Consider the following 26,307-nt stretch of genomic DNA (forward strand, 5'->3'; position numbering starts at 1 on the left):
GGCCGGTCAGTCGTTCGTCAGGAACTGTCTGGCCAGCCGCTCCCCCGTCGCCACCGCCTCCTCGTGGTCCTCGATGGGGGTGATCAGGGAGTTCCGGAAGAGGATGTAGGTCACGTCGGAGGGCGCCCCGCCGGTGAGCGGGTCGGGGTCGATGCCCAGGCCCTTGGCGGTGGCGTAGGAGGCCTCGCCGATGAGGTCGCCGGGGCCGGTGTCGCCGACGACCGCGTACTGCACCCGGTCGCCGTGGACGACGGCCGCCACGGAGCCGCCCCGGATGCCGTGTGCGCGGTAGTCCCAGCGGGAGCTCGGCGCGGGGACCACGATGTAGGGCAGGGTCTCGGCGTTCAGGTCCAGGCCGTCGGACTGCTGGAAGGCCGTGGTGGCGGCGAAGACCGGGTCGGTGGCGGAGTTGCAGTGGGTGGTGGGCCTGCCGTCGCAGTCGACGTCCAGGTCCGCCTTCCAGAACACGGCGTCGTCGGTGCCGCAGACGGGGACGGTCGCCGGGCTGTCGGCGTCGGTGCGGTACCGGCCCCGGGAGATTTCGGTGCACGTGCCGGTCCGGGCCAGCAGGTCGGAGGCGGTGACTCCGCCCTCGTCCCGGGCCGCGGACCCGGCGGCGGCCCCGCCCTCGTCCGGGGCCGTGGGCCCGGCGGTGACCACGCCCTCGTCCCGGGCCGCGGGCCGCTCGCGGGGCGGGACGGCAGTGGCCGGGGCGGGCAGCGCCGCGGGGGCGATCAGGGCGGCGCCGGCCGCGGCCAGGATCAGCGACGGGACACGCACGATGGGGGACCCTCTCGTCGGGGACGTGGCGGACATCGAGCACACTGTGGTGCCGCTCCGGGCCCGGGGCCACGGGAGCCGCCGCGAAGGGGCCGGATGGAGCACGCCGCTGACACCCCGTAAGGGGACTGTCGGGCGAGCCTTGGGGCTCGACGGGTGACAACAGGGGCCGGGGATCCGGACGGGTACCCACCCGGATCCCCCGGCCACCCGCGCCGGCGCGGGTTCGGCGACGACAGCGTGTCCGCGCCACAGGCATGAACTTCCCTGCCCTCTTGGGTAGTTCAGCCGTAGGAACGCTCAGCATACGTAACGTCCGGGGCTGCTCACCAACGCGGGCCCCTTGCCGCGGCCGCACCGGCCGGGCATATTGGTCCGGACCTTTAGGGATTGCCGAGGCCGTCCGGGGGAGGCAGAGCCGTGCGACGCGTTCCCGTTCCGCTCGTACTGGTCTGCGGCTCGCTGCTGCTGGTCGCGTCCTGCGGCTGGAGCCGGTCCGACGACGGTGGCGGCGAGGGCCGCGTGCCCGGGGCTCCGGCCGGGGTCACCGCCGCGGCGGGCAGCGCCAGGAGCGTCCATGTGATGTGGAACGCGGCACCGGACGGTTCCGGGGTCCGCGTCTACGAGGTCTATCGCGGCCACACCAAAGTGGCTGAAGTACCGGGTTCGCAGCACATGGTGGACGTCACCAGGCTCAGGCCGTCCACCATATATGCGTTCACCGTGCGGGCCCGGGACGGCTCGGGCCGGCTGGGCCCGCCCAGCCGGGCGGTGCGGGCCCGGACGCCGGCGGAGGCGGCGGCGGACCGCTCCGCACCCACCCGGCCGCCGGCAACCACCGGGCACGCCGTGGGCAGCCGCGCGGTCCAGCTGTCCTGGGGCGCGTCACGGGACGACCGGGGCGTGCTGTCGTACGACGTCTACCAGGGCGGAGTGAAGATCCACAGCGTCGGCGGCAACCAGACCGCCACCGTCGTCACCGGCCTGCGCCCCGGCAGCCGTTACGTCTTCACGGTCCGGGCCCGCGACGCCGCCGACAACCTCTCCCCCGCCGGCGCACCGGTCCGCCTCACCACGCCGGGCACCGACGACGGCCGCGGCACCGCGCCCACCGGGTTCACCGCCGCCACCCACCGCTCGGGCGGGGCCCACTACATCGACCTGGCCTGGGACCCGCCGCGCACGGACGGGGTGATCACCGAGTACCGGATCCAGCTGGACCGCACCACGGCCACCTCGCTCGTCTGGGGCGGCACGCCACCTCGCGGCCGGGCACGCTACAGCTTCTACGCCGGCACCGACGCCGGTGAGGCGCACCGCGTGCGGCTGCGGGCACGGCTGCCGGACGGCACCTGGGGCGGCTGGTCGGCGGAGCGGACGGTGACCACGGGCGGCTGACCGGCGCCTCGGGCCGGCGTGACCACGCAGGGCCCTCCGGCCGGCCGGGCCGGTGTGTCCCCGTCTGCGCCGGACGGCGGAACGCGTCACCCGGCCGGGTCCGCCCCGCATGCGGGTGGGTCCGGGGGCGCGTTGGCTGCGGTTGAGGCAGCACGGGCGTTTCCCGACCCCCGGCGGCGCATGGGACGTACCGCCGACCGTGCCGCCGGAGGGCAGCCCATGCACACCTCGCGACTTCCGCTCCGCCGCGGCCTGACCCTGGCGGCCGCCGCCGTCCTCCCGGCCGCGCTCGCCGGGCCGTCCGCCGCGGTCTCGGGCATCTCGGTCAGCACCACCGGCAGCACGGTCTCCGTCGTCACCAGCGCCTGCACCCTCATCAACGGCAGCTGGGGCACGGCGGCCCTGCTCACCGACCGGCAGGCGAACTTCGCCCAGGGCCGGCAGGTGGCCCTGTCCGGCACGACCGTCAGCCAGTCCGCGGCCTGGACGGGGGTGAGCCCGGGCACGTACACCGTGGCGGTGGTGTGCTCCAGCGGTCTCACGGCGGGCAGCCAGTCGGTGATCGTGTCCGCGTCCGCGCCCGCGTCCGTGAGGCCGGCGGTCCCCTCCACGAGACCGGCGGTCCCCTCGACGAGGCCGGCGGTCCCCTCGACGAGGCCGACGATCTCCTCGACGTCCAGCCCGGCACCGTCGCGGGGCGTGATGGGCGGGCTCGGCGGGGCCGCCCGCGACTACGGCCCGTTGACCCTGGGCCTCGGCGCGACCCTGGTCGGCGCCGGGGTCATCGCCACGGGCTGGGTGCTGCGCCGGCGCTCGAAGCCGTACCGGCTCTGAGCGGTCCGCACGGCGGTACCGGCTCACGCGCGCCCTCAGTCGGCGTCCGGCAGCCCGGCGAACTCCGCCAGGGCGTGGGTCAGCCACTGGGTCCAGAAGGTCTCCAGGTCGATGCCCGCCCGCAGCACCAGGTGGCGCAGGCGGTCCTGCGGGGCGTCCCGGTCCGGCGGGAAGTCGCGCTGCTCGATCTCCCGGTACTCGGCCAGCTGCCGCCGGTGCAGCTCCAGATGGCGGCGCAGATCGTCCTCCAGGCCCGCGGTGCCGACCACGGCCGCCGCGCGCAGCCGCAGCAGGAGCGGATCCCGCATGGCCCGGGGGTCCTGCGCGGCGGCGGTCCAGCGGGCCAGTTCGGCGCGGCCCGCGGGCAGGACCTCGTACCTCTTCTTCTGCCCGCGCGCCGGCTGCTCGGCCGGCAGGGTGCGGATGAGGCCCTCCGCCTCCAGCTTCCCCAGCTCGCGGTAGATCTGCTGGTGCGTCGCGGACCAGAAGTAGCCGATCGACTTGTCGAACCGGCGGGTCAGCTCCAGTCCCGACGACGGCTTTTCCAGCAGGGCGGTGAGGATCGCGTGCGGGAGTGACATGGAGTCATCCTAGGGAGGCGCGCGGACGCCCCTACAGCGCCGCCGCCAGTTCCGTGCCCTGCTTGATCGCCCGCTTGGCGTCCAGTTCGGCCGCGACGTCGGCGCCGCCGATCAGGTGCGCGCTGCGCCCGGCGGCCAGCAGTTCCTCGTACAGCTCCCGGCGCGGCTCCTGGCCGGTGCAGAGCACGACCGTGTCGACCTCCAGCACCGTGCTCTCGTCGCCGACGGTGATGTGCAGCCCGGCGTCGTCGATACGGTCGTAGCGCACGCCCGGCACCATGGTCACGCCGCGGTGCTTCAGCTCGGTGCGGTGGATCCAGCCGGTGGTCTTGCCGAGTCCCGCGCCGACCTTGCTGGTCTTGCGCTGGAGCAGGTGGACCTGGCGGGGCGGCGCGGGCCGCTCGGGGGCGGTGAGCCCGCCCGGCGCCCGGTAGTCCATGTCGACGCCCCAGTTCCGGAAGTACGTCTCCGGGTCCTCGCTCGCCTTGTCTCCGCCGTCGGTGAGGAACTCGGCGACGTCGAAGCCGATGCCGCCGGCGCCGAGGACCGCGACGCGCTCGCCGACGGGGGCGCCGTCGCGCAGCACGTCGAGGTAGCCGAGGACGCGGGGGTGGTCGACACCGGGGATGTCGGGGGTGCGCGGGGTGACGCCGGTGGCGACGACGACCTCGTCGAAGCCCTCCAGGTCGCCGGCCTCCACCCAGGTCTCCAGGCGGACGTCGACGCCGTGGGCCCGGAGCTGGTGGCGGAAGTAGCGCAGCGTCTCGTCGAACTCCTGCTTGCCGGGCACCTTGCGGGCGATGTTGAGCTGTCCGCCGATGTCGCCCGCCGCGTCGAACAGGGTGACGGCGTGGCCCCGTTCGGCGGCGGAGACCGCGCAGGCGAGGCCGGCGGGGCCGGCGCCGACGACGGCGACGCGCTTCTTCCGCCGGGTCGGCGCGAGGACCAGCTCGGTCTCGTGGCAGGCGCGCGGGTTCACCAGGCAGGAGGTGATCTGCCCGCTGAAGGTGTGGTCGAGGCAGGCCTGGTTGCAGCCGATGCAGGTGTTGATGGCCTCCGGGGTGCCGGCGGCGGCCTTGGCGACGAAGTCGGGGTCGGCCAGCATCGGGCGGGCCAGGGAGACCATGTCCGCGCAGCCGTCGGCCAGCAGTCGCTCGGCGAGTTCCGGGGTGTTGATGCGGTTGGTGGTCACCAGGGGCACGGACACCGCGCCCATGAGCTTCTTGGTGACCCAGGTGTAGGCGCCGCGCGGCACGGAGGTGGCGATGGTGGGGATGCGGGCCTCGTGCCAGCCGATGCCGGTGTTGATGATCGTGGCCCCGGCTGCCTCGACGGCCTTGCCGAGCGCGATCACCTCGTCCAGCGAGGAGCCGCCCGGGACCAGGTCCAGCATGGACAGCCGGTAGATGATGACGAAGTCCTCGCCGACGGCCTCGCGCACCCGCCGGACGATCTCGACGGGGAACCGCATCCGGTTCTCGTAGGTGCCGCCCCAGCGGTCCGTGCGCCGGTTCGTCGGCGCGGCGATGAACTCGTTGATCAGATAGCCCTCGGAGCCCATGATCTCGACACCGTCGTAGCCGGCCCGCCGGGCGAGGCGGGCGGCGCGGGCGTAGTCGTCGATGGTGCGCTCGACGTCGGCGTCGGTCAGCTCGCGGGGGACGAAGGGGCTGATGGGCGCCTGGAGGGGGCTCGGCGCGACGAGGTCCCGGTGGTAGGCGTAACGGCCGAAGTGCAGGATCTGCATCGCGATCCGGCCGCCCTCGCGGTGCACGGCCTCGGTGACGGTCCGGTGCCGTTCGGCCTCCGCCTCGGTGGTGAGCATGGCTCCGCCCTCGTACGGCCGCCCCTCCTCGTTGGGCGCGATGCCACCGGTGACGATGAGACCCACTCCCCCGCGCGCGCGGGCCGCGTAGAACGCCGCCATCCGCTCGAAGCCGTGCTCGGCCTCCTCCAGGCCGACGTGCATGGAGCCCATGAGCACGCGGTTGGGCAGCGTGGTGAAGCCCAGGTCGAGCGGGGTCATCAGGTGCGGGTAACGGCTCATCGGGCCCTCCGTGCGCGGTGTCGTCACCTCCTGTTGTAGAGGAAGCCCGAGCCTTTGTGCAACTAGTTGCACAAACGGCGGCGCGCGGGAACGGACGGTCCGACGCGACGACGCCCCGGCCGGCGGTGGGCCGGCCGGGGCGTCGCCCGGAACCTCGACGCGGTCAGCGGCTCTCCAGGCGCAGGTGCAGGTCCCGCTCCTGGTCGCCGGAGGCCGTGCAGGTCTCCTGCACGGTGAACATCGAGTCAAGGGTGCTGCGGAACCGCTCCACCGCCCAGTAACTGCCCTGCACGTCCGCCTGGACCGGCGAGTCGAGGTGGACCGGCGGGCAGCCCCCGCCGCGGGCGTCCGAGACGTCGTACGTGCCGAGCCATACCATCGGACGGGTCTCGTGGAGCTGCTGCGGTACCTCTTCCGGAGCCCGGTCGGAGGCGAAGCAGGCGCTGAGCGCTTCGAAGACGAGTCGGGCATCGTCCTTGGAATAGCCGCTGATCTCCACCGAGACGGTTTCCGGATGCGACCGCTCCGTGTCTGCCATGATCGCTCCTTTCGTGGCCGTGCTGCGATGGAACGGGGTACCCCGCCGAACCGCATCCATCCTCAGCAAAGCACCACCGGCCGCCCGGCACACCTCAGCCGCGGGAGAACTTGTACGTCTTGCTGTCCGTCAGCACGCAGAAGCCGGGCGAGACCACGATCACGCGCAGGGTGCCGGTCCGGCGGTCGTAGTCGATGCCCTCCGCCTCGAAGGTGCCCGAGCAGGAGCTGCGCAGGGGCAGCTGGCGCAGCGCCGTGACATGGCCGGAGACGTCCGCCGTGCCGTTCGGCGCGCCCGACAGGTCGATCCGGAGCAGCGGCTTGGTGAGGCCGAACAGGCTGCCCTCCGGGTCGTCGGAGGAGCACAGCAGGGTCGTGGGGCCGGAGAAGTCGCAGCCCTGCACGTCGCGGACCGCGTGGTCCAGGCGGACGGTGGAGACCTGCGGGAGGTTCGCCGAGGGGGAGGTGGCCGGGTTGACGCCCGGGGTCGGGAAGACCAGCAGCCGGGTCATCGTGCCCCACTCACCGGACAGCATCCACTGGCCGTCGGGCGAGATCGCGGCCCAGGAGTTGTTCACGGCCTCGCCCGCGCCCAGCGTGTGGACGTACTCCGACCAGGCGCCGCCGGGCGCCTGCACCCGGAACATCTTGGAGTTGCCGGAGTCCCGCTGGTACGGCTCGACGTAGTAGCCGTCGTACGAGGCGTCGGGGTCGCCGACGTGGTTCCAGCCGCGGCTGGAGACGCCGAGGGGGATGGTGCCGATGCCGGTGTAGCGGTTGGGGCTGTTCGCCGGGACCTCGACCGAGGTCAGGCCCTGGCTCTCGGTCAGCGGGTCGGCGCGGTCGGAGCCGGTCTCGGTCCAGGTGTCCGCCGCGTGGGCGGGCGCGGGCGCGGCGAGCGACACGACGGCGGCGGTGGCGAGGGTGACGAGTCCGGCGAGAACTGCGTGACAACGTTGCCGGGCGGACGCGGGCATGGCCGACTCCTCTGACGGGGCTGGGGCCCGGGGCGAGCGGGCGGGGTCACTCGGTCGGCGGACAGTCTGGCGTGGCGTCGTAGTCATGTACAGACCAACAGAGCAACATGAGCGTGAACTCTCACGGCCCGCCGGACCGCGCTGTACGGTCTCGGCAGGGGGTCCGGCACGACGCGCACCGCCGGCGCGACGGCTTCGGCGGACGACCGCGCCGTGTTGAGAGATGGTGGAGGTAGGCGGCGAAGGCGTCGGAGAGTCGGGTGTGAGCGCGGTAGAACCAGGGGATTCGGCACGGGGGACGGCGTGCCGTGCGGACGGGCGAAGGCGGTGCGTGGCATGAGTGCACCCGGGCCTCCGGTGACGGAGGGCGGCGAGCCGGCGCGCGGGCCGGTGCCTCCGGGCGGCCTGCTCGACGTCCTCGGCGTGGCGTCGGTGGTGCTGGACACCGACGGGCGGATCGTCCTGTGGAGCCCACAGGCGGAGGAGCTGTTCGGCTACACCGCGCAGGAGGCCCTCGGCCAGTACGCCGCCCGGCTGATGGTGCACGAACGGCACATCCAGCTGGTCGGCAAGCTCTTCGCCGACGTGATGCGCACCGGGCAGAGCTGGGCCGGCGGCTTCCCCGTCCGGCACAAGGACGGCAGCACCCGTCTGGTGGAGTTCCGCAACATGCGGCTGATGGACGACCAGGGGGACGTCTACGCGCTCGGGCTCGCCGCCGACCAGTCGACCGTGCGGCGGCTGGAGCAGGACGTGGCGCTGTCCGAGCGGATGGTGATGCAGTCACCGATCGGCTACGCCGTCCTGGACACCGGCCTGCGGTTCGTCTCGGTCAACCCGGCCCTGGAGAAGATGAACGGGGTGCCGGCCGCCGGGCACGTGGGCCGGTCGCTGCGCGAGGTGCTGCCGATGCTGGACACCGAAGCCCTGGAGGCCGCCGCCCGGCAGGTGCTGGGGACGGGGGTGCCGGTGATCGACGCCACGCTCGTCGGCCGCACGCCCGCCGACCCGGACGCGGACCACACCTGGTCGCACTCGCTGTACCGGCTGGAGGACGCGATGGGCAACGTGCTCGGGGTGGCGGTCTCGATGACCGACATCACCGAGCAGCACCGGGCCTCGGTGGAGCGGGAGGCCGCGCGGCGCCGGCTCGCGGTCATCGCGGACGCCTCCGCCCGGATCGGTACGACGCTGGAGCTCGAGCGCACCGCCTGCGAACTGGCCGACGTCGCCGTGCCGGAACTGGCGGACGTGGCGGCCGTGGACCTGCTGGAGGCGGTGGTCGAGGGCCGGCGCAGCGCCCTGGGCCCCTCGGAGGCGGCGCTCATCCGGGCCCTCGCGGTCCGTCCGGCGGAGGGTCCGGCGGCGGTGCTGGCCGCCGACCCGCCCGGCCGGGTCACCCGGTACGCGCCCGATCGCCTGGTCACCGAGTGCGTGCGCACCGCCGAGGCGGTCCTGGTGCCGCAGGTGAAGGACGAGGACCTGCCGCGCATCGCCCGCTCCCCCGAGGCGGCCGTGCTGCTGGGCCGGGCGGGCCTGCACTCGTACCTCGCGGTGCCGCTGATCGCGCGCGGCGAGGTGCTGGGCGCGCTCGACCTCAAACGCACCCGCAATCCGGCGCCCTTCGACGAGGACGACGTCCTGCTGGCGCGCGAGCTGGCCGCCCGCGCGGCCGTGCAGATCGACAACGCGCGCTGGTACCAGAACGCCCGCAACACCGCGCTGACCCTCCAGCGCAGCCTGCTGCCCAGCAATCCGCCGGTCACCACCGGCCTGGAGGTGGCCTCCCGGTACCAGCCGGCGGGCGCCACCAGCGAGGTCGGCGGGGACTGGTTCGACGTGATCCCGCTGGAGGGGGGCAAGACCGCGCTCGTCGTCGGTGATGTGATGGGCAGCGGCATCAGCGCCGCCGCCACGATGGGCCGGCTGCGCACCGCGACGACCACCCTGGCCGCGCTCGACCTCGATCCGGCGCGGCTGCTGGAGCACCTGGACAAGACGACCTCGGCCCTGGACCACTCGATCGCGACCTGTGTGTACGCCGTCCACGACCCGCATCTGCGGCAGTGTCGGATCGCCAACGCCGGCCACCTGCCGCCGGCGCGTGTGCGGCCCGGCCACCCGGCGGAGCTGCTCGACCTGCCCACCGGGGTGCCGCTGGGGGTGGGCGGGGTCGGCTTCTCCACCGTCACGGTCGACTTCGAACCCGGCGACGTGCTGGTGTTCTACACGGACGGGCTGGTGGAGACCCGCCGGCACTCGCTCGACGAGCGCCTGGCCTTTCTGCTGTCCTTGCTGGACGACCCGGCCCGCCCGCTGGAGGAGGCCTGCGACCTGCTGCTGCGGACGCTGCACCACCCGGACAACCACGACGACGTGGCCCTGCTCGTCGCCCGGGCGCAGGAACTGCCGTAGACCTGGCGGCGCACTCCCGTCCGCCGCGCGCTGCACCGGACGACGCGAGTTCGACGACAGGCCCTCGGGCTCCCGCGGCCGGGCGGCCGACGGCGGTTGGGGTGACCGGGGCCCGTGGCGGACCGGAGTCACCCTCGGGCCCGGGGCCGTACGCCGATCACGACATGCGCGTACAGCTCCTCGCTGACCGCCAGGCGGGTCGTCAGACCCGCGGCCTCGAAGGCCCGTACGGCGGCCGGGGCCTGGCGTTCGCTGGTCTCGGTGAGCAGGCAGCCGCCGGGGGCGAGCCACTCGGGGGCCCCGGCGGCCACCCGGCGCAGCACGGCGAGCCCGTCGTCCCCGCCGTCCAGCGCCACCAGCGGCTCGTGTTCACGGGCCTCCGCCGGCAGCAGGGCCACCTCGGCGGTGGGTACGTAGGGCACGTTGGCGGTCAGGACACCCACCCGGCCGCGCAGGCCGGCGGGCAGCGCGTCGTACAGGTCGCCCTGGTGCGCCCGGCCGCCGAACGCGGCGAGGTTGCGGCGGGCACAGCGCACGGCGGCCGGATCGATGTCGGCGGCGTGCACCTCCGCCCCGTCCAGGGCGGCGGCCAGTGCCGCGCCGAGCGCGCCGGAACCACAGCACAGGTCCACGACGACGGTCGCGTCCGGAGCGGCGGCCAGCGCCTGGTCGACCAGGAACTCGGTACGGCGGCGGGGGACGAACACGCCGGGTTCCAGGGCGACGCGCAGTCCGTGGAACGCGGCCCAGCCGAGGACCTGTTCGAGCGGCAGCCCGGCGGTGCGCCGGTCCACCATGCCGGCCGCCTCCTCGGGGGTGCGGGCGGTGGCGAGGATCAACTCGGCCTCGTCCTCGGCGAAGACGCACCCTGCGGCGCGCAACGCGGAGACGACGGTGGAGGGGGAGAACGGGACGGGAGTGGGCATGGAAGCCGGGAGCCTTTCGGGAGCGCGAAACCTTCAGGGCGCTCCCGCGGTCACCGGGGCCGGCGTACCGCGCCGTCACGAGGAGGGAGCACCCCAGCCGACACAGCGGTAATGGGTCTCACCTCCTCGTTCTCGAAGCCGCGGGGCGTCCGCGGCCGGACGGCCACCTTACCCCACGGCCCCCGACGGGCCCTCGGGGAGGCGGGGTTCAGACGCCGACCGTCTCCTCGGCCTCCTCCTCGGCCTCCTGCGCGGCCTCCTCCTCGGCGGCCCGCCCGGGCCCGGACCCGGCGGGTGCGGCCACGGCGCCGGGGACGGCCGCCCCCTGGCGGGCGGCACGGGTGCGCTCGTACAGGGCCGCCACCGCGGTCGCCAGGACACCGGCCAGCAGCCAGCCCACCAGGGTCCACACGGAACGGGACAGGCCGTCGCCGCCGAAGTAGAGCAGGCCGCGGGCGCCCTCGACGAAGCCGGCGCCGTTCCAGAAGGCGTGCAGGGTGCCGAAGAAGCCGTTCTGGAGTTCGGGCCGGAACAGGCCGCCGGAGCTGGTGAAGTTCAGCATCACGAACAGCACCATCATCGTGAGCGTGGTCCACCGCTTGAGGAACGTGTGCAGACCCACGCCGACGAGGAGGATGCCCGCCGAGTACAGCGAGGCCATGCCCCAGACGCCCGCGAGGTCGTGGTGGGCGAGGTGGAACACCGGCCCGGCGAGCAGCGCGCCGATGCCGCCGACCACGGCGGCGACGCCGAGCGCGAGCAGCGCCCGGACCGCATCGCGAGGGCGGCACCCGCGGCGCCGAGCGCGGCGACCGAGGCGTACGAGCCGATGCTGACCGCGACCAGCAGGAAGAACAGGCCCTGGCCGGTGGGGTCGTCGGCGACCGGGGCGGCCACGTCGGTCACCTTCAGCGGGGCGCCCTCCCGGGCGGCGACCGGTGTGAAGACCTTCTCCACGGCGGTGGCCCCCATGTCGGACGCGGCGGTCGCCACCAGCAGTTCGGGCGCCTTGGCGCTCGGCACATAGGCGCCGGTCACCTCGCGGGACGTGAGCAGGTGGACGGCGTCGGCCCGGGTGGCCACGGTGCGGACGTCGAGCCCGTCCCCCGCGGCGTCCTTGACGGTCTGCGCGAAGACCTTCGCCTTCGGGGCGGTGCCGACGACGGCGACCGGCAGGTGGTGCGGCTCGGGGGTGACGAACGCCCCCATGTACGCGAGCCCCATGCCGACGCACATCAGCAGCGGGGTGATCAGGTGCGTGAGCACATGGCGCAGTGCCGGTGACCTCATCGCGCGCGGCCCTCCAAAGGTTGGCTTATACAACTTCCAGTTCAAGTTGTACTATACAACTAGACCGTCGGAGGAGGTATTCCCGTGAGCGCAGCGGAGTCGGCCGTCGAGACGATCCAGCGCGAGATGACCATCTTCGCCCGCCGGGCCCGAGCCTCGGCGGGCCGCATGCACCCCGAGCTGTCCCTGGTGTCGTACACCCTGCTCGGCCACCTGGAGGAGCGCGGCGGCTGCCGGGCGACGGACCTGGCGGCGCACTACGCCCTGGACAAGTCCACGGTCAGCCGCCAGGTGGCGGCGCTGGAGCGGGCCGGGCTGATCGAGCGCCGGCTGGACCCGGAGGACCACCGGGTCCAGGTGCTGCATCTGACGGACGCCGGCCGGGAGATCCTGGCCCAGGTCACCCGCAGCCGCCGGGCCGCGTTCCGGGAACGGCTCGCGGACTGGCCGGAGGAGGACCTGGTGCGCTTCGCCGCCTACCTGGAGCGTTACAACGCCGGCCCGGGCGGCGCGGACCCGGACTGAGGCGGCGGCCCGGGTGCCGCAGGGAGCGGCATCCGGCTACGGCACCGGCACCGCCGCGAGGTCCTGTGCCGGCCGCTGCGGTGCCCTCGCCGCGAGGAACGCGGTGCGGCGGCGCAGCCGGAAGCCGAGGGACTCGTACAGCCGGATGGCGTTGGTGTTCTCGGCGCTCGTGTGCAGGAACGGGGTCTCGCCGCGCTCGCGGATGCCGTGCGCGACCGCGAGGATCAGGCGGGTGGCCAGGCCCTCGCCGCGGAAGGCGGGGTCGGTGCAGACCGCGCTGATCTCGGTCCAGCCCGGCGGATGCAGCCGCTCCCCCGCCATGGCGATCAGCGCGCCGTCGCGCCGGATGCCCAGGTAGGTGCCGAGTTCCACGGTGCGGGGCAGGAACGGTCCCGGCCGGGTCCGGGCCACCAGGTCGAGCATCTCGGGCACGTCCGCCGGGCCGAGGCGGACCGCCTCCGGGTCCGGCGCCGCGGCGAGGCCGTCGTCCACGAACTGCACGCCCTCGACCCGGAAGGTGATCTCCCAGCCCTCCGGCAGCTCCCCGCGGAAACCGGGCAGCGCCACCTCGGCGCCGGGACCGGCCAGCGCGGCGACGTCCGCCCAGTCCCGCGCGTCCGGGTCGTCGGGCAGGGCCAGCCAGGGGGAGACGTCGACCGGGTAGCGCAGCACCCGGCCGCGCCGCTCGGCGAAGCGGGCGTGCGGGCCGGTCAGCGAGGCGAGCGCCGGGTTGTCGAGGACGTGCGGGACGGCGGCGGCTGCCGGACCGGGGACGCCCGGGCTCGTCACGGCGCTCATCCGGCCACCTCGGTCACGGTGCTGGAGACATGGGCCTGGAGCATCCTCGTTCCCTCACTTCTCTCGTGCTGTCACCGGCGCACCGGCGCCGGCACTGATCGGCAAGGAGCGGTTCCGGGCCGGTATTCCCGGCCCGGGACAGAGTTCACACGGCCGCAATGACACGCGACGAGCCGGGACACGGTGCGACGCGGCACCGTGGGGCGCGAGGCCCCGTGGCGCGGCGGGGCCGCCGGCCGGGGCCGGAGCATCCCGGCCGACCACGTACGGTTTAACCATGAACGTCACGCGAGGCTTCACGGGTCGCCCGCGCGTCCACAACCCGGGACTGCCGCCCGGGCAGTACGACGCACGCGACGACTGGCCCGTCCTGTCCGCCGAGGTCACCCCCGACCTCTCCCCCGCCGACTGGTCCTTCCGCATCGACGGCCTGGTCGAGCGCCCGCACACCTGGGACTGGGACGCGGCGCACACACTGCCGGCGTCGGCGTACGACGGTGACATCCACTGTGTGACCGGCTGGTCGAAGTTCGGCGTGCGGTTCGGCGGCGTCTCGCTGGACGCCTTCTTGCACGTGGTGCGCCCCCATGGGTCCGCCACACATGCCGTCGCCCACTCCCACACGGGCTACACCACCAGCCTGCCGCTCGCCGACCTCACCGGCGGACGGGCTTGGATCGTCTGGGAGTACGACGGCGCTCCGCTGCCGCCCGAACACGGCGGACCGGCGCGGCTGGTGGTGCCCCACCTGTACTTCTGGAAGAGCGCCAAGTGGATCGCGGGCATCACGCTCCTGGACCACGACGAGCCGGGCTTCTGGGAGCGCAACGGCTACCACGCACGCGGCAACCCGTGGGAGGAACAGCGGTACTCCGGTGACTGACACGACGGACACGACGACTTCCGCGCAGCGGTTCGCGGTGCCAGGGCGGATCGCGGTGAGCGAGCAGGCGGCCTCGGTGTGGCGGACGGCCACCCTGACGGAGATCCGGCGCGAGACACCGCACGCGGCCACGTTCCGGCTGGCGGTGCCGCACTGGGCGGGGCACCTGCCGGGCCAGCACCTGCTGCTGCGGCTGACCGCGGCCGACGGCTATACGGCGCAGCGCCACTACTCGATCGCGTCCGCTCCGGACGGCTCCGGGCACATCGAGCTGACCCTCGACCGGGTGCCGGACGGCGAGGTCTCCGGCTGGTTCCACAGCGTGGCCCGGCCCGGTGACACGGTCGAGGTGCGGGGGCCGCTCAGCGGCTTCTTCGCCTGGCCGGGCGACCGGCCCGCGCTGCTGATCGGGGCCGGGTCCGGGGTCGTACCGCTGATGTCGATGATCCGGCACCACCGGGCGCGCGGTCTCACCGTCCCGCTGCGGATGCTGGTGTCGGCGCGCAGTCCGCAAGAGCTGATCTACGCGTCCGAGCTCGGCGCGGAGACGACGCCCGTGTTCACGCGCAGCGCTCCGCCCGGGGTTCCGGTGGGACGTATGACGACCGCACATGTGGCGCCGCTCCTGGCCGAACCGCCCGTCGGTGGGTGGGAAGCCTATGTGTGCGGGTCCAACGGTTTCGCCGAACACGCTTCCCGACTGCTGGTGGCGGCCGGGCAGCCGGTGGACCGCATCCGCATCGAACGCTTCGGCTGACGCCCCGGGACCGGCCGACGCGGTGACCCTGAGGGCGGCGGCCGGAACGGAACGGCTCCGTTGCCATGGGGTCGGTCTCCCGGGATCGAGGCGCCGGAGCCCGGCGGGGCGGCGCCCGGGTCGCGCCGGGGAGCGCCGCGCGGGATCGTGGGGCGCAGGGGGCGTGCCGTGCGCCACATGGGCCGGAACTGGCGGGTTCGCGGCGTGCGCGAGGTGGGCCGAACGGGGTACGAGACGGGTGTGGACGCTCGTGTCCGTGAGCGGTGGGGGCGGTGGACCGGCGACCCGGCTCCTCCCGCTCCCCGGCTCCGGCGGTGGCGAGGAGGTGGACATGCGTACCCGGGTGCGTGGCTGGCGCTGGCGGCGCAATCCGCTGCGACGCCGGTCGGACGTCGTGGAGGCGTGGACGGTGCTGGTGGTCGCCGTCCTGATGTCCGTGGTCGCGCCCCTGGCCGGGATGGCCGCGGGCCTGCACGCCCACGACCAGGCCCGGGCGCTCGCCGCTGCCCAGCGGGCCGAACGCCATCAGGTGCGCGCGGTGGTGGTCGGTGACACGCCCCGGCGGCTGACCCCGTCGCAGAGCGACCCCCGGCAGCCCTACCGCGCCCAGGTCCGCTGGACCGAGCCGGGCCAGGGCGTCCGGACGGCGTGGGCCCGGGTCCCGGCGGGGACCCGCCCCGGGGAGCCGGTGTCGGTGTGGTTCGACTCCCGGGGCCGCAGTGCCGGGCCGCCCGCGGACGACGTCGCGGTGTGGCAGCACACCGTGACCGTCGGGCTGTGCGCGGCGGGCGGCACGGCGACCGTCGTCCTCCTCGGCCACGTGATCGCGCGCCGGATCGCCCTGCGTCATCGGCTGGCCGAGTGGGAGCGGGAGTGGGCCCGGACGGGGCCCCGGTGGACCCAGCCGCGCACCTGACGGCCGGCCGCTCGCCCGCCCCGGGGCCGCGCCCGACGCCCGGCGGCCGGAGAGTCTCGTGTGACCCGACCACTCGGAGCGTCCTCCGCACTCGCCCGCGCCTCGGAGCACGCGTTCACCCGCCTCCGGACCAGCCACGATGACACGCGTGGGCGAGCGGCGGAACCCGGGCCGGGCGCCCCTGCGACCCTGGCGAGTCATCCGATCACCCACGTACGGTGAGGCGACGCAGTCCCCCTCCACGAAGGCGGTTGTTGATGGCCTTGTTCGACCTGCCCCTCGACGAACTCCGCGCGTACCGCAGCGAGTCCCCCGAGCCGGACGACTTCGACGCCTTCTGGGACAAGACGCTCCAGCAGGCCCGCGAGCACGAACTGGACGCGCGCTTCGAGCCGGTCGAGACCGGGCTGTCCACCGTCGAGGTGTACGACGTGACGTTCGCCGGGTTCGGCGGCCACCCGGTGAAGGGCTGGCTGCGGCTGCCGGCCGGGGCCGCACAGCCGCTGCCGCTGGTCGTGGAGTTCATCGGCTACGGCGGCGGGCGCGGCCTGCCGCACGAGAACCTGCTGTGGGCGTCGACGGGCCGGGCCCACTTCGCGATGGACACCCGGGGACAGGGCAGCGCCTGGGGCGGCGGAGGCGGCACCCCTGACCCGGTGGGCGCGGCGCCCGCGTACCCCGGCTTCATGACACGGGGCATCGACGCGCCGGAGGACTACTACTACCGCCGGGTGTTCACGGACGCCGTGCGCGCGGTCGAGGCCGCCCGTTCCCACCCGCTGGCCGACCCGGCGCGCACGGCGGTGACCGGCGGGAGCCAGGGCGGCGGCATCGCCCTGGCCGTCGGCGGACTGGTCCCGGACCTGGTGGCGGTCGCCCCGGACGTGCCGTTCCTGTGCGACTTCCCGCGCGCGACCACCCTGACGGACCGTCATCCGTACCGGGAGATCGGCCTGTTCCTGAAGACGCACCGCGGGCGCTCGGCGGACGTGCTGCGCACGCTGTCCTACTTCGACGGGGTGCACTTCGCGGCCCGGGGCCGGGCGCCGGCCCTGTTCTCGGCGGCCCTGGAGGACCAGACCTGCCCGCCGTCGACCGTGTTCGCGGCCTTCAACGCGTGGGCGCACGAGGACAAGGCGATCGAGGTGTACGACTTCAACGACCACGAGGGCGGCGGCCCCTTCCAGGAGGCCGAGCAGGTGCGCTGGCTGGGGTCGTACGCCTGAGACCCGCCGCCGGCGGCGCCGGTCTTTCCTCCGGTCCGACCAGTCGGTACGTTCGGAGCGCCCGGGCGGCAGTGCCGCGGCCCGGGATCCCGGCGACGAGGGAGGCCACATGTCCGCGCACGAAGCCCAGGAAAGACGGCAGACACCGCAGACGGACGCGCAGATCCACGGTCACTGCGATCCGCGGTTCACGGCGGTCCGGGAGGCGTTCGCGGAGAACTTCCGCGCACGCGGGGAACTCGGCGCCGCGGTCGCGGTGACCGTCGCCGGTGAGACGGTGGTGGACCTCTGGGGCGGCTGGGCGGACGCGGCCCGCACCCGGCCCTGGGCACGGGACACCGTGGTGAACGTGTGGTCGACCACCAAGGGGCCCGTGGCGCTGTGCGCGCACATCCTCGCCGACCGGGGCCTGCTCGACCTCGACGCTCCGGTCGCCGCCTACTGGCCGGAATTCGCCGCCGAAGGCAAGGACAAGGTGCTCGTGCGGCACCTGCTGTCCCACCGCGCCGGGCTGTCCGGGCTGCGCGAGCCGCACACCCTGGAGGACCTGTACGACTGGGAGCTGACCACCGCGCGACTCGCCGCGATGGCGCCCTGGTGGGAGCCGGGCACCCGGTCGGGCTACCACGCGCTGACATACGGCTTCCTGGTCGGGGAGGTCGTGCGGCGCGTGTCGGGACTGCGGCCGGGGGCCTTCCTGGAGCGGGAGGTGACCGGCCCGCTCGGGCTCGACTTCACGGTGGGCCTGCCGGAGCGGGACTCCGCCCGGGCGGCGCAGCTGGTACACCCGCCGGCCGCGTCGCGCACCGAACAAGCCGCGGTATTCAGCCAGTTGGCGCCGGCCGCGCTGGCGGCCCTGAACAATCCCCTTGTCGGAGCAGCGGAGGCGAACAGCCCGGCCTGGCGGGCGGCGGAGATCCCGGCGGCCAACGGTCACGGCACCGCCCGCGCGGTCGCGGCGCTGTACGGCGTCTTCGCCGGGCGCGGCTCGTACGGCGGCCGGCGGATCCTGTCACCACAGGCGGCGGAACGGGTGCGCGAGGGCCAGGGCAAGTGTCGCGACCTGGTGCTCGGCGCGGGCTTCGAGGGCGACACGGAGGTGGGGCTCGGGCTGTGGCTGAGCGGGCCCCAGGGGTCGTACGGCCCCGATCCGCGCGCTTTCGGCCACGACGGATTCGGCGGTTCCTGTGGGCTCGCCGATCCGGACGCGGGGGTGTCGCTGGGCTATGTCATGAACCGGATGGGGCCGCACATCGCCAATGATCCACGGAAAACAGCGCTGGTGGAGGCGCTCTACAGCGCCTTGTGACGGTGCGGCGCGGCGCCTGGCGAGCGCCGGGCGCGCGGGTGGGTTTCGGTCGAACCGACCGAGCGCTCTTCCCTCGTGGTTTAGACCAATGGTAGTCATGGTCGCGCACTGAACCCGTACGACTACCTTTTGTCACCGACAGGAGGGCGCGGCATGGCCCGCACCACCCCGCACGATCCCCCGACCGGCGACGACCGGCCCCTGTACGGGCGGATCGCGGCGCTGCTGCTCGACGAACTGCGCGCCGGCATCATCCCACCGGGTCAACGGCTCCCGGGCGAACGGCACCTGGCCGCGCACTACGGGGTCAGCCGGGAGACCGTCCGGCAGGCGCTGGAGGTGCTGCGCCGCAGCGGTGCGGTCGCCACCGACCGGCGGGGCAGCCACGCGACGCTGCCCGGCCGGCCCGTCGAGACGGCGGGATCGCTCACCTTCCCGGTGGGCGCGCGGCCGGTGGACCCGTACGCGGTCGACCGGGCCACCGTGACCTGGGAGGTACCGCCGCCGGAGCACGCGCGGGCCCTGGGTCTGGCCCCGCACCGGCCCACGCTGGTGCACCGCTACCGGTCGGTGACACCGGACGGCCGTTCGCTGCGCACGGCGGTGACGTCGTTCTCCGCGGTGGCGCTGGCCGAGGTGGCGGAGCTGGCCCGCTACCGGGACCGGGCCGACGGGACCACGCCCGCGCAGCTGCTGCGGGCCTACGACTGGATGCGCACGGCGGGCCTGACCCTGCACCACCAGGACGCCATCACCCAGGTCGGCGCCGCTTCCTCGGTGCGGGTGACCCGGCGCGTGCACGACCAGTACGCGCGCCCGCTGGAGATCACCGACCTGGTGGTGAACGCCGAACGCGACGCCCTGGTCTACGAGTTCACGCTGCCCGCCGCGGGCTGACCGCCGAGGGGCGCGGCGTCGGTCCGCCGGGCCACCACCAGCCGGGCGCGCGGGCCGCCGTCGGCCCGCCGGCCGAACCCGGGCAGGACGCCCAGCTCCACCGTCAGGCCCGTGCGCTCCAGCTCGCGCAGCACGGTGCTCAGCCGGAAGGTCCGGTAGTACATGACGAACGGCGGCCGCCACAGCGCGTTGCGCACCCGCATCACCGCGTCGAAGCCGAGCAGCGCCCAGAAGCCGGGGTGCGCCGGGCCGGGCGGCGCGAACACCGGGAAGACGAAGCGGCCACCCGGCCGCAGCACCCCGCGGACCTGGGTGAACAGGCCCGGCAGTTCGCGGGGCAGGAAGTGACCGAACGCGCCGAAGGAGACGACGAGGTCGAAGGCGGCCGTGAACGGCAGGGCCCGGGCGTCCCCGCGCACCCACGCGATCCCCGGCCCGTCGGCGGCCGGCGCCCGCCGCCGGGCGACGTCGAGCATGCCGGCGCTGAAGTCGACCCCGGTGACGCTGCGACGGCACAGTCCGGTCAGCAGCCGCGTGCCGGCGCCGGTGCCGCAGCACAGGTCCAGTCCGTCCGTGAAGGGGCCGAGCGGGGCGAGTGCCCGCGCCACGGAGTCCAGTACGACGTCGGGCGTCCGGAAGGGGGTGTGGTCGAACTTCGGCGCGAGCAGGTCGTAGCCGTGCTCGACGGACGACAGCGCCTGGACGGTCAGCTCGCGGAGCGTGGGGCCTTCGGGACCGAACATGACGTCACCCTATGACGCTGGTGCCGCGCTCCGGGCGGAAGCGCAGAGCGCGGGCTCCCGCCGTGGGCCCGGCCGGCTCCGGCACCGCGGTCAGCCGAAGGTGTCGTGGCACAGCCGCGCGATCTCCGGTGCGGTCACGCCGTCCGCCTGGCGGCACAGGTCGCGCATCCGGACGGCGGCGGGCGGCCGGGAGGCGGGGCGGGGGCGCCGGTCCGGGTGGCGTACCGGTCTGCGGCGCTCGGGGCGGGGGTGCCGGACCGGCGGGGCGGCCGGTGCCACCACCCGGGGAGGCACGGCGGGCACCGGTGCCCGGCCGGTCCCGGGGTTCCGGCGCGGTCCGGCCGACGCACGGGGTCCGTGGCCGGTGCGGACCAGCGCCGCGTACCCGGACGGCGTTCGGACCGGCTCCTGGAGCACCGAGGGCCGCACCGCCGTGCCGGGGGCGAGGGTGCGCCGGGCGCGGGCGGCGCCGGGCGCGGGACCGGGGTCGACGCTGGTGCAGCCGGCGACGGTCACCAGCGCCGCCACCAGCAGCGGAAGAAGTCGGCGAGGCACCCGCCCACTGTCCCGCACCTGTCGGGGTCACGACCCGTTCCGCTGGGGATCACCACCCTGATGAGCGATCCGCCGGGCCGGCGTGGCGTCACCGCGTCGCCGGAGCACCGCGAGGACCCGCTCGCACCAGCGCACGTTCTCCTCCTCGAATCCGATCCCGGCCAGGAGCGTGAGGTACGGCCCCACCCGGTCGGCGGTTCGGAGGAACTCCTCCTCCGTCCGCCCCGCGAGCAGGCGCTCGCGCACCCTCCGGTAGCGGTCGAGCTTGCCGCGCGCCCAGCCCATGCGCTCCTCGATCAGCGCACACGTGACCTCGGGGTCGCCCCCGTCCATGGCCTGGACCTTGATGAGGAGTTCGTCCCGGATGGCGGTGGGCCGCTTCGGCGGCTCGGCGGCGAACGCGCCCAGCTCGGCCCGGCCGGCCTCGGTGAGCGTGAACAGCCGCTTGTTGGGACGGCGTTCCTGCTGCACGGTGCGGGCCTCGACCAGGCCGTCCCCGGCGAGGCGCTCCAGCTCGCGGTAGAGCTGCTGGGGGGTCGCGGGCCAGAAGTTCGCGAACGAGACGTCGAAGACCTTCGACAGCTCGTAGCCCGAGGCCTCGCCCTCCAGCAGGGCGGCCAGGACGGCGTACTTGAGCGACATGTGGACAGGCTAGCAGTCAGTTGATTAATCTCACCCGCACCTATTCAATTAGTTGACTATTAGTGGGGTGAGCCGATGCGCGCGTTCCGCGAGGCGGTGGAGGCCGGGGACCTGGACGCCATCGAGGCACTGCTGGCCGAGGACGTCGTCTTCACCAGCCCGGTCGCCTTCAAGCCGTACCCGGGCAAGGCGATCACCGCGGCGGTGCTGCGCGCGGTGGTCCAGGTCTTCGAGGACTTCCGGTACGTCCGGGAGATCGGCGACCCGGACGGCCCGGACCACGCGCTGGTGTTCCAGGCCCGGGTCGGCGACCGGGAGCTGACCGGCTGCGACTTCCTGCACGTGAACGAGGACGGCCTGATCGACGACCTCATGGTCATGGTCCGTCCGCTGTCGGGTGCGCAGGCCCTCGGGGCGGCCATGGGCGCGCGGTTCGAGCAGATCGCGAAGGACGCCGAGGCCCGGTCGGCGTGAACCGCCGCGCTCACCGCGGCACGGCGCTGATCAGTCCTTCAGCTGCCGCAGCGTGGCCTTGGCGTCGGTCTTCAGCCAGTCGGTGACGTCGGTCAGCGCGGGCGGGTCCTTGTCCTCGTCGTACGAGGTGAGGTAGACGCTGTAGCTCATCGTGTACGTCACCCAGCCGTCGCGGACGGCGAGCGTGGCGTACCGGGAACCGCTGGAGGAGGAGCCGTTCGAGGTGTCCTGGCTGACCAGGTAGGCCTCGTCGCCGATGCCCTCGACCGGGTCGACGTCGTACCCGGTGTGGCTGTCCCCGTAGTTCTTCCAGGTGGCGGTGAACTCGGGCGCGGGGTCGGTCCTCTTGTGCAGGTCCAGCTGCATGGTCAGATAGGCGTCCGCGTAGGACGAGCCGGGCTTCTTCAGGCCCAGGCTGCAGTAACTCTCGTCCAGCGCCCCGTCCTTGAGCGAGGTACGGGTCGGCGAGGAGTCGTTCTGGGTGTACTCGTCCTTGAAGGAGGAGTAGTCGGCGCTGGAGCACATGTTGGAGGGCGCCGAGTAGCCGCGCAGGTCCGCGCTGTCGCCCCGTCCACCGACGAGGAGGACCCCGGCCGCCCACGCGGCGGACGCGACGACCGCGCCGACGGCGGCCCAGAGCACCGCACGGCCGGCCCCGCCGCCGGCCGGGGCGACGGGCGGCACGGGCCCGTACTGGGGTGCCTGCGCGTACGGGTTGCCCGGCTGCGCCTGCCCCGGCGCGGGCTGGCCGACCAGGGTGGGCTGCGCGTGGAACGCCCCCGGCGGGGGTGACTGCGGGTTCGGGTAGGGATAGGCCGTCGGCTGCGGCGGGACGGCCGGCTGCTGCGGGGGCTGCGGTGCGGGCTGGTCGGCCGGCTGCGGGGGGTGCGGTGGCGTGGACATGTCGCGAAGATAGTGGACGGTTGGTGGTCAAGTCCCCTGGTGTCCGGGATCGTTATGGTCTGGGGATGTCTGTTCCCCGACCCCGACGCTCCGGCCGGTTCGCGGCTCGGGGGCGGGTCACCCCGCGGCGAGCCGCACCGGCAGGGCGCGCACACTGTTGCCGACGAAGCCCGCGTGCGGCACCAAGTCGGCCTCGGGTACGGCGAGTCGCAGCGACGGGAACCGGGTGAACAGCCCCTCCAGGGCGACCGTGGCCTCCAGCCGGGCCAGTGGCGCGCCCAGGCAGTAGTGGGCGCCGTGCCCGAGGGACAGGTGCCGTACGGCACCGGGCCGGGCGGAGCGGGTGAGGTCGAAGCGGTCGGCGTCCGGACCGTGCGCCGCCGGGTCGCGGCCGGCTGCGGAGTAACCGGCCAGCACGGGGGTTCCGGCGGGGACGAGCGTGCCGGCGACGGTCAGGTCCCGTACGGGGTAGCGGAACGGGAAGTAGCTGACCGGTGCGTCCCAGCGCAGCGTCTCCTCCACCACGTCCGCCCAGCTCGCCCGGCCCGCGCGCACCAGGCCGAGCTGCTCGGGGTGGGCGCACAGGGCGCGCACGGCGTTGGTGATCAGGTTGAGCGTGGTCTCGTGCCCGGCGATGATCATCAGCAGCAGGGTGCCGATCAGCTCCTGCTCGCCGAGCCGGTCGCCGCCCTCGTCGCGGGCGGCGAGGAGCGCGCTCGTGAGGTCGTCGCCGGGCCGCGCGGCCTTCGCCGCGGCGATCTCCGCGAGGACCGCGAGGAGTTCGCGGTTGGCGGCGACGGCCTCGGCCGGTGCGGTGTCGGTGGCCACGACCAGGCTGCCGAGCCGGTGCAGGCGGTCCCGGAACTCCACGTCCACACCCAGGAGTTCGCAGATCACGCCCATCGGCAGGGGCAGGGCGAAGTGCCGCCGCAGATCGGCGACCCCGTCGCCCGAGGCGGCGGCGCGTGCCAGGCCGTCCAGCAGCGACTCCGTCAACTCCTCCACCCTCGGCCGCAGTTCCGCCACCCGGCGGGGCGTGAAGGCACGGGCCGCCAGGGACCGCAGCCGCCGGTGGTCGTCGCCGTCGGCGGTGGTCATGCCCGGCACGGTGGCGAACGTCAGCAACGGCCAGCCCGGACCGACCCTCCCCTCGCGCAGGGCGGTGAAGTGGCGTGCGTCCTTGGCGACTCCGGGGTGTTGCAGGAACTCCTTCAGCGCCTCGTGCCCGAGTACGGCCATGCCCTCGATCCCGCCGGGCAGCTCGACCGGGACCACGGCGCCCCGGGCCAGCAGGCGCGCGTTCACGGCGTGCGGGCAGCCTCCGGCGGGGTCCAGGCGGTACGCGGTGCGGGCGGCCGAGGTGTCCACCCGGTGCTCCTGGCGTTGCCCTGACAAGGCGAGTCCTCCCGACGTCCGCCCGAGAGGACGCCCGCCCCGGGGAATAGCCCGGTCCGCTGGTTCGTTGACCCGTTCACGGATGCGGTACTCCCCCGGGTGGTACCGTTCCCTCAGCACCCGTGCACGGCCACCATGGCCGCCGGTGCCAGTTTCCCTCCTTCACGCTGATCCGTCCGCCGTTTTCCGGATGTCCGGCTCCCGGCGCGTCAGCTTCCCGGCACCACCTCGTGACAGGCCTTCCATGCCGTACCCGAGGTGCCCGTCCCGCCGCCCGGAGGCAGTCCCGGACGCCTCCCTCTCGCGGCCCTGCCCCCTTCTCCTCTCTGATCCGTCCGCGAAAGGACCCCCTCCCATGACCACCACACTCGAACACCCGCCCACGGCCCGACAGGCCCCGGCCACCCCGCTCGTCACCGGTGTCCTCGACATCGACGCGCACGGAAAGGGATACCTGAGGGCCGCGAGCCTCCTGCCCTCCCCCGCCGATCCGCAGGTCGCACCGGCGCTGATCCGCCGCCACGGGCTGCGCAAGGGCGACCTGGTCGAAGGCGTCCGGGGCGCGCAGCGGGCCCTGACCGAGGTCGCGCGCGTCAACGGGCGCGCTCCCGGCGAGCCGGGCCCCCGGCCGCACTTCCGCGACCTCACCCCGCTCCACCCGCACCGGCGCATCCGCCTGGAACACCCCGCCGCCGGCCTGGCCGGGCGCGTCACCGATCTGCTCGCGCCGGTCGGCAAGGGCCAGCGGGGCCTCATCGTGGCCCCGCCCAAGACCGGCAAGACGGTGCTGCTCCAGCAGTTCGCCGCAGCCGTGGCCGGCAACCACCCCGAGTGCCGGCTGATGGTCCTCCTGCTCGACGAGCGGCCCGAGGAGGTCACCGAGATGCGCCGCTCGGTGCGCGGCGAGGTGTACGCCTCCACCTTCGACCGGCCGGCCAAGGAGCACATCGCCCTCGCCGACCTGGTCGTGGAGCGGGCCAAGCGCCTGGTGGAAGCCGGCGAGGACGTCGTCGTCCTGCTGGACTCGCTGACCCGGTTGTGCCGGGCCCACAACAACGCCTCCGCCGCCGGCGGCCGCACCCTGAGCGGCGGTGTCGACGCCGGCGCGCTGCTCGGCCCCAAGCGGTTCTTCGGCGCCGCCCGCCAGGCCGAGGAGGGCGGCTCGCTGACCATCCTCGCCACGGTCCTCGTGGACACGGGCTCCCGCGCCGACGGCTACTTCTTCGAGGAGCTGAAGAGCACGGGCAACATGGAACTGCGCCTGGACCGGGAACTCGCCGGCCGACGCGTCTTCCCCGCCGTCGACATCGACGCCAGTGGCACCCGCCGCGAGGAACTCCTCCTCAACCCCGAGGAGTTGACGGCCGTGCACGGTCTGCGCCGTGTCCTGCGCTCCCGGGAGGGCGGCCCCGTCGGGCTGGAGACCCTGCTGGAGCGGCTGCGCGCCACACCCGGCAACGCCGCGTTCCTGCGGCAGGTCAGGCCCACCCTGCCGGCCGCCTGACGCGCGGCCACGGGGCCGCCGGGTGCGGCATCCGGGTTGCCCCGGCAACCCGAACGGCCCGGCGGCGTGGTGCATACACGCCAATTTCGTACTTTGATCATATGATCACCGGATTCTCTTATCGCGCGGCGGTGTCGGCCTGCTCCCTCTGTGTGGCGGGCCTGCTGGCGCTCACGCCGGCCGCTGCCGCCGCCGGGCCCCGGGCCGCGCAGCCCGCCGGGGAGCCCGCCCCGCCCCGCCCCAGGGCGGCGGTACCGGGGCCGTCCCTGCTCTACAACTCCGGCATCCAGGTCCGGCCGCACCGGGACGCACCCGGGCTCCCGGACGTCTCGGCGCTCTCCTGGCTCGTCGCCGACGCGGGCAGCGGCGAGGTGCTGGCCGCGTACGACGCCCACCGCGAGCTCCCGCCCGCGAGCACCCTGAAGACCCTCTTCGCGCTCACCGTGCTGCCGGTGCTGCCCAGCGGCCAGCAGCACACCGTGCGGTACGGCGAACTGGACGACGTCGGCGAGGGCAGCAGCCTGGTCGGCGTCGAGGAAGGACACACCTACCAGGTGGCCGACCTGTGGCGCGGCGTCTTCCTCAGCTCCGGGAACGACGCCGTGCACGTGCTCGCCCGGATGGGCGGCGGCTGGGAGGCCACGGCCGCCCGCATGCAGGACAAGGCCCGCTCGCTCGGCGCCCTGGACACCCATGTGGTCTCCCCGGACGGCTACGACGCCCCCGGTCAGGTGTCCTCCGCCTACGACCTCGCGGTGTTCGGCCGGGCGGGCCTGCGCAACCCCGACTTCGCCCGGTACTGCGCCACCGCCGAGGCCCCCTTCCCCGGTGACGGGTCCCCGTACCCCATCGAGAACACCAACCGGCTGCTGACCGGCGAGGACGGCGTGGCGCCGTACCCCGGGCTCATCGGGATCAAGAACGGCTACACCAGCAACGCGGGCAACACCCTGGTGGCCGCGGCGCACCGGGGCGGACGCACCCTCGTGGTGACC

24 protein-coding genes and 2 pseudogenes are annotated in these 26,307 nt (G+C 74.3%); 13 read left to right on the forward strand and 13 right to left on the reverse strand.

Going from position 1 to position 26,307, the window contains the following annotated elements:
* Positions 1–6: 6 nt before the first annotated feature.
* Complete coding sequence (locus tag AB0946_RS34725) at positions 7–780, reverse strand: glycoside hydrolase family 75 protein (protein ID WP_366764755.1); 774 nt, start codon at positions 778–780, stop codon at positions 7–9.
* Between the two features lie 420 nt (positions 781–1,200).
* Between AB0946_RS34725 and AB0946_RS34730 the strand changes: the two genes are divergently transcribed.
* Together AB0946_RS34730 and AB0946_RS34735 are read left to right on the forward strand one after the other, a co-directional pair.
* Positions 1,201–2,178: a fibronectin type III domain-containing protein gene (locus tag AB0946_RS34730; RefSeq protein ID WP_366764681.1), complete on the forward strand. Its 978-nt coding sequence runs from the start codon at positions 1,201–1,203 to the stop codon at positions 2,176–2,178.
* A 219-nt stretch (positions 2,179–2,397) separates the two neighbouring features.
* Complete coding sequence (locus AB0946_RS34735) at positions 2,398–3,012, forward strand: hypothetical protein (protein WP_366764682.1); 615 nt, start codon at positions 2,398–2,400, stop codon at positions 3,010–3,012.
* 35 nt (positions 3,013–3,047) lie between these two features.
* On the opposite strand, the gene AB0946_RS34740 is transcribed toward AB0946_RS34735, so the two are convergent.
* The 4 genes from AB0946_RS34740 to AB0946_RS34755 all read right to left on the reverse strand — a co-directional run bounded on the left by AB0946_RS34740 (position 3,048) and on the right by AB0946_RS34755 (position 7,154).
* Positions 3,048–3,593 (reverse strand): PadR family transcriptional regulator, encoded by a 546-nt coding sequence (locus AB0946_RS34740; RefSeq protein ID WP_366764683.1) that lies wholly within the window; start codon positions 3,591–3,593, stop codon positions 3,048–3,050.
* A 31-nt stretch (positions 3,594–3,624) separates the two neighbouring features.
* Positions 3,625–5,640 (reverse strand): NADPH-dependent 2,4-dienoyl-CoA reductase, encoded by a 2,016-nt coding sequence (locus tag AB0946_RS34745; RefSeq protein ID WP_366764684.1) that lies wholly within the window; start codon positions 5,638–5,640, stop codon positions 3,625–3,627.
* Positions 5,641–5,803: 163 nt separating this feature from the next.
* Positions 5,804–6,178: a hypothetical protein gene (locus tag AB0946_RS34750; protein WP_366764685.1), complete on the reverse strand. Its 375-nt coding sequence runs from the start codon at positions 6,176–6,178 to the stop codon at positions 5,804–5,806.
* 94 nt (positions 6,179–6,272) lie between these two features.
* The gene (locus tag AB0946_RS34755; protein WP_366764686.1) at positions 6,273–7,154 is read right to left on the reverse strand and encodes a hypothetical protein; all 882 of its coding nucleotides are present in this window, start codon (positions 7,152–7,154) and stop codon (positions 6,273–6,275) included.
* Between the two features lie 336 nt (positions 7,155–7,490).
* Between AB0946_RS34755 and AB0946_RS34760 the strand changes: the two genes are divergently transcribed.
* Positions 7,491–9,569: a SpoIIE family protein phosphatase gene (locus tag AB0946_RS34760; protein WP_366764687.1), complete on the forward strand. Its 2,079-nt coding sequence runs from the start codon at positions 7,491–7,493 to the stop codon at positions 9,567–9,569.
* Positions 9,570–9,697: 128 nt separating this feature from the next.
* On the opposite strand, the gene AB0946_RS34765 is transcribed toward AB0946_RS34760, so the two are convergent.
* Together AB0946_RS34765 and AB0946_RS34770 are read right to left on the reverse strand one after the other, a co-directional pair.
* On the reverse strand, positions 9,698–10,495 hold the full coding sequence (locus AB0946_RS34765; protein WP_366764688.1) for a putative protein N(5)-glutamine methyltransferase: 798 nt from the start codon (positions 10,493–10,495) through the stop codon (positions 9,698–9,700).
* Positions 10,496–10,703: 208 nt separating this feature from the next.
* Positions 10,704–11,785 (reverse strand): annotated as a pseudogene (locus AB0946_RS34770) (hypothetical protein).
* Between the two features lie 126 nt (positions 11,786–11,911).
* Here AB0946_RS34770 and AB0946_RS34775 point away from each other — a divergent pair.
* Positions 11,912–12,310, forward strand: a complete 399-nt coding sequence (locus tag AB0946_RS34775) for a MarR family winged helix-turn-helix transcriptional regulator (protein WP_366764756.1) — start codon at positions 11,912–11,914, stop codon at positions 12,308–12,310.
* Positions 12,311–12,346: 36 nt separating this feature from the next.
* Here AB0946_RS34775 and AB0946_RS34780 read toward each other — a convergent pair whose 3' ends face one another.
* Positions 12,347–13,108 carry a GNAT family N-acetyltransferase gene (locus AB0946_RS34780; protein ID WP_366764689.1) on the reverse strand — a complete coding sequence of 254 codons (762 nt, stop codon included), beginning with the start codon at positions 13,106–13,108 and terminating at the stop codon, positions 12,347–12,349.
* Between the two features lie 277 nt (positions 13,109–13,385).
* Here AB0946_RS34780 and AB0946_RS34785 point away from each other — a divergent pair, with 277 nt between their 5' ends.
* The 6 genes from AB0946_RS34785 (at position 13,386) to AB0946_RS34810 (ending at position 19,096) form a co-directional block, all read left to right on the forward strand.
* Complete coding sequence (locus tag AB0946_RS34785) at positions 13,386–13,991, forward strand: sulfite oxidase-like oxidoreductase (RefSeq protein ID WP_366764690.1); 606 nt, start codon at positions 13,386–13,388, stop codon at positions 13,989–13,991.
* A 37-nt stretch (positions 13,992–14,028) separates the two neighbouring features.
* Positions 14,029–14,748, forward strand: coding sequence for a ferredoxin reductase (locus AB0946_RS34790; RefSeq protein WP_366764757.1), 720 nt, complete (start codon positions 14,029–14,031; stop codon positions 14,746–14,748).
* Positions 14,749–15,079: 331 nt separating this feature from the next.
* On the forward strand, positions 15,080–15,664 hold the full coding sequence (locus tag AB0946_RS34795; protein ID WP_366764691.1) for a hypothetical protein: 585 nt from the start codon (positions 15,080–15,082) through the stop codon (positions 15,662–15,664).
* 257 nt (positions 15,665–15,921) lie between these two features.
* Positions 15,922–16,890 (forward strand): acetylxylan esterase, encoded by a 969-nt coding sequence (locus AB0946_RS34800; protein ID WP_366764692.1) that lies wholly within the window; start codon positions 15,922–15,924, stop codon positions 16,888–16,890.
* A 109-nt stretch (positions 16,891–16,999) separates the two neighbouring features.
* Entirely contained in the window at positions 17,000–18,199 is a 1,200-nt protein-coding gene (locus AB0946_RS34805) for a serine hydrolase domain-containing protein (protein WP_366764694.1), read from the forward strand.
* Positions 18,200–18,352: 153 nt separating this feature from the next.
* Complete coding sequence (locus tag AB0946_RS34810; protein WP_366764695.1) at positions 18,353–19,096, forward strand: GntR family transcriptional regulator; 744 nt, start codon at positions 18,353–18,355, stop codon at positions 19,094–19,096.
* On the opposite strand, the gene AB0946_RS34815 is transcribed toward AB0946_RS34810, so the two are convergent.
* From AB0946_RS34815 to AB0946_RS34825, 3 genes are all read right to left on the reverse strand, one after another.
* Entirely contained in the window at positions 19,066–19,839 is a 774-nt protein-coding gene (locus AB0946_RS34815) for a class I SAM-dependent methyltransferase (RefSeq protein WP_366764696.1), read from the reverse strand. The two genes, AB0946_RS34810 and AB0946_RS34815, sit on opposite strands and share 31 nt — an antisense overlap.
* 90 nt (positions 19,840–19,929) lie before the next feature.
* Positions 19,930–20,394 (reverse strand): hypothetical protein, encoded by a 465-nt coding sequence (locus AB0946_RS34820; RefSeq protein ID WP_366764697.1) that lies wholly within the window; start codon positions 20,392–20,394, stop codon positions 19,930–19,932.
* A 27-nt stretch (positions 20,395–20,421) separates the two neighbouring features.
* Entirely contained in the window at positions 20,422–21,036 is a 615-nt protein-coding gene (locus AB0946_RS34825) for a PadR family transcriptional regulator (RefSeq protein WP_366764698.1), read from the reverse strand.
* A gap of 75 nt (positions 21,037–21,111) precedes the next feature.
* Here AB0946_RS34825 and AB0946_RS34830 point away from each other — a divergent pair, with 75 nt between their 5' ends.
* On the forward strand, positions 21,112–21,510 hold the full coding sequence (locus AB0946_RS34830) for a nuclear transport factor 2 family protein (protein WP_366764699.1): 399 nt from the start codon (positions 21,112–21,114) through the stop codon (positions 21,508–21,510).
* A gap of 30 nt (positions 21,511–21,540) precedes the next feature.
* On the opposite strand, the gene AB0946_RS34835 is transcribed toward AB0946_RS34830, so the two are convergent.
* Both AB0946_RS34835 and AB0946_RS34840 read right to left on the reverse strand, forming a co-directional pair.
* Positions 21,541–22,413, reverse strand: a complete 873-nt coding sequence (locus AB0946_RS34835) for a hypothetical protein (RefSeq protein ID WP_366764700.1) — start codon at positions 22,411–22,413, stop codon at positions 21,541–21,543.
* 117 nt (positions 22,414–22,530) lie between these two features.
* Positions 22,531–23,781: a cytochrome P450 gene (locus AB0946_RS34840; RefSeq protein WP_366764758.1), complete on the reverse strand. Its 1,251-nt coding sequence runs from the start codon at positions 23,779–23,781 to the stop codon at positions 22,531–22,533.
* Positions 23,782–24,163: 382 nt separating this feature from the next.
* Between AB0946_RS34840 and rho the strand changes: the two genes are divergently transcribed.
* Together rho and AB0946_RS34850 are read left to right on the forward strand one after the other, a co-directional pair.
* On the forward strand, positions 24,164–25,312 hold the full coding sequence (rho, locus tag AB0946_RS34845; protein WP_366764701.1) for a transcription termination factor Rho: 1,149 nt from the start codon (positions 24,164–24,166) through the stop codon (positions 25,310–25,312).
* Positions 25,313–25,413: 101 nt separating this feature from the next.
* Positions 25,414–26,307, forward strand: a pseudogene (locus AB0946_RS34850) (serine hydrolase); the annotation flags it as partial.

Origin of the sequence: Streptomyces sp. NPDC046870, assembly GCF_040704595.1 — a bacterium.
Lineage (GTDB): Bacteria > Actinomycetota > Actinomycetes > Streptomycetales > Streptomycetaceae > Streptomyces > Streptomyces argyrophylli.

Bases quoted from the DNA above. Each gene is read 5' to 3' on its own strand.
- AB0946_RS34765 (WP_366764688.1), bottom strand. From the start codon at position 10,495: ATGCCCACTCCCGTCCCGTTCTCCCCCTCCACCGTCGTCTCCGCGTTG.
- AB0946_RS34810 (WP_366764695.1), top strand. From the start codon at position 18,353: ATGGCCCGCACCACCCCGCACGATCCCCCGACCGGCGACGACCGGCCC.
- AB0946_RS34755 (WP_366764686.1), bottom strand. From the start codon at position 7,154: ATGCCCGCGTCCGCCCGGCAACGTTGTCACGCAGTTCTCGCCGGACTC.
- AB0946_RS34740 (WP_366764683.1), bottom strand. From the start codon at position 3,593: ATGTCACTCCCGCACGCGATCCTCACCGCCCTGCTGGAAAAGCCGTCG.
- AB0946_RS34815 (WP_366764696.1), bottom strand. From the start codon at position 19,839: ATGTTCGGTCCCGAAGGCCCCACGCTCCGCGAGCTGACCGTCCAGGCG.
- AB0946_RS34795 (WP_366764691.1), top strand. From the start codon at position 15,080: ATGCGTACCCGGGTGCGTGGCTGGCGCTGGCGGCGCAATCCGCTGCGA.
- AB0946_RS34745 (WP_366764684.1), bottom strand. From the start codon at position 5,640: ATGAGCCGTTACCCGCACCTGATGACCCCGCTCGACCTGGGCTTCACC.
- AB0946_RS34750 (WP_366764685.1), bottom strand. From the start codon at position 6,178: ATGGCAGACACGGAGCGGTCGCATCCGGAAACCGTCTCGGTGGAGATC.
- AB0946_RS34775 (WP_366764756.1), top strand. From the start codon at position 11,912: ATGACCATCTTCGCCCGCCGGGCCCGAGCCTCGGCGGGCCGCATGCAC.
- AB0946_RS34735 (WP_366764682.1), top strand. From the start codon at position 2,398: ATGCACACCTCGCGACTTCCGCTCCGCCGCGGCCTGACCCTGGCGGCC.
- rho (WP_366764701.1), top strand. From the start codon at position 24,164: ATGACCACCACACTCGAACACCCGCCCACGGCCCGACAGGCCCCGGCC.
- AB0946_RS34800 (WP_366764692.1), top strand. From the start codon at position 15,922: ATGGCCTTGTTCGACCTGCCCCTCGACGAACTCCGCGCGTACCGCAGC.
- AB0946_RS34785 (WP_366764690.1), top strand. From the start codon at position 13,386: ATGAACGTCACGCGAGGCTTCACGGGTCGCCCGCGCGTCCACAACCCG.
- AB0946_RS34835 (WP_366764700.1), bottom strand. From the start codon at position 22,413: ATGTCCACGCCACCGCACCCCCCGCAGCCGGCCGACCAGCCCGCACCG.
- AB0946_RS34760 (WP_366764687.1), top strand. From the start codon at position 7,491: ATGAGTGCACCCGGGCCTCCGGTGACGGAGGGCGGCGAGCCGGCGCGC.
- AB0946_RS34825 (WP_366764698.1), bottom strand. From the start codon at position 21,036: ATGTCGCTCAAGTACGCCGTCCTGGCCGCCCTGCTGGAGGGCGAGGCC.
- AB0946_RS34830 (WP_366764699.1), top strand. From the start codon at position 21,112: ATGCGCGCGTTCCGCGAGGCGGTGGAGGCCGGGGACCTGGACGCCATC.
- AB0946_RS34780 (WP_366764689.1), bottom strand. From the start codon at position 13,108: ATGAGCGCCGTGACGAGCCCGGGCGTCCCCGGTCCGGCAGCCGCCGCC.
- AB0946_RS34805 (WP_366764694.1), top strand. From the start codon at position 17,000: ATGTCCGCGCACGAAGCCCAGGAAAGACGGCAGACACCGCAGACGGAC.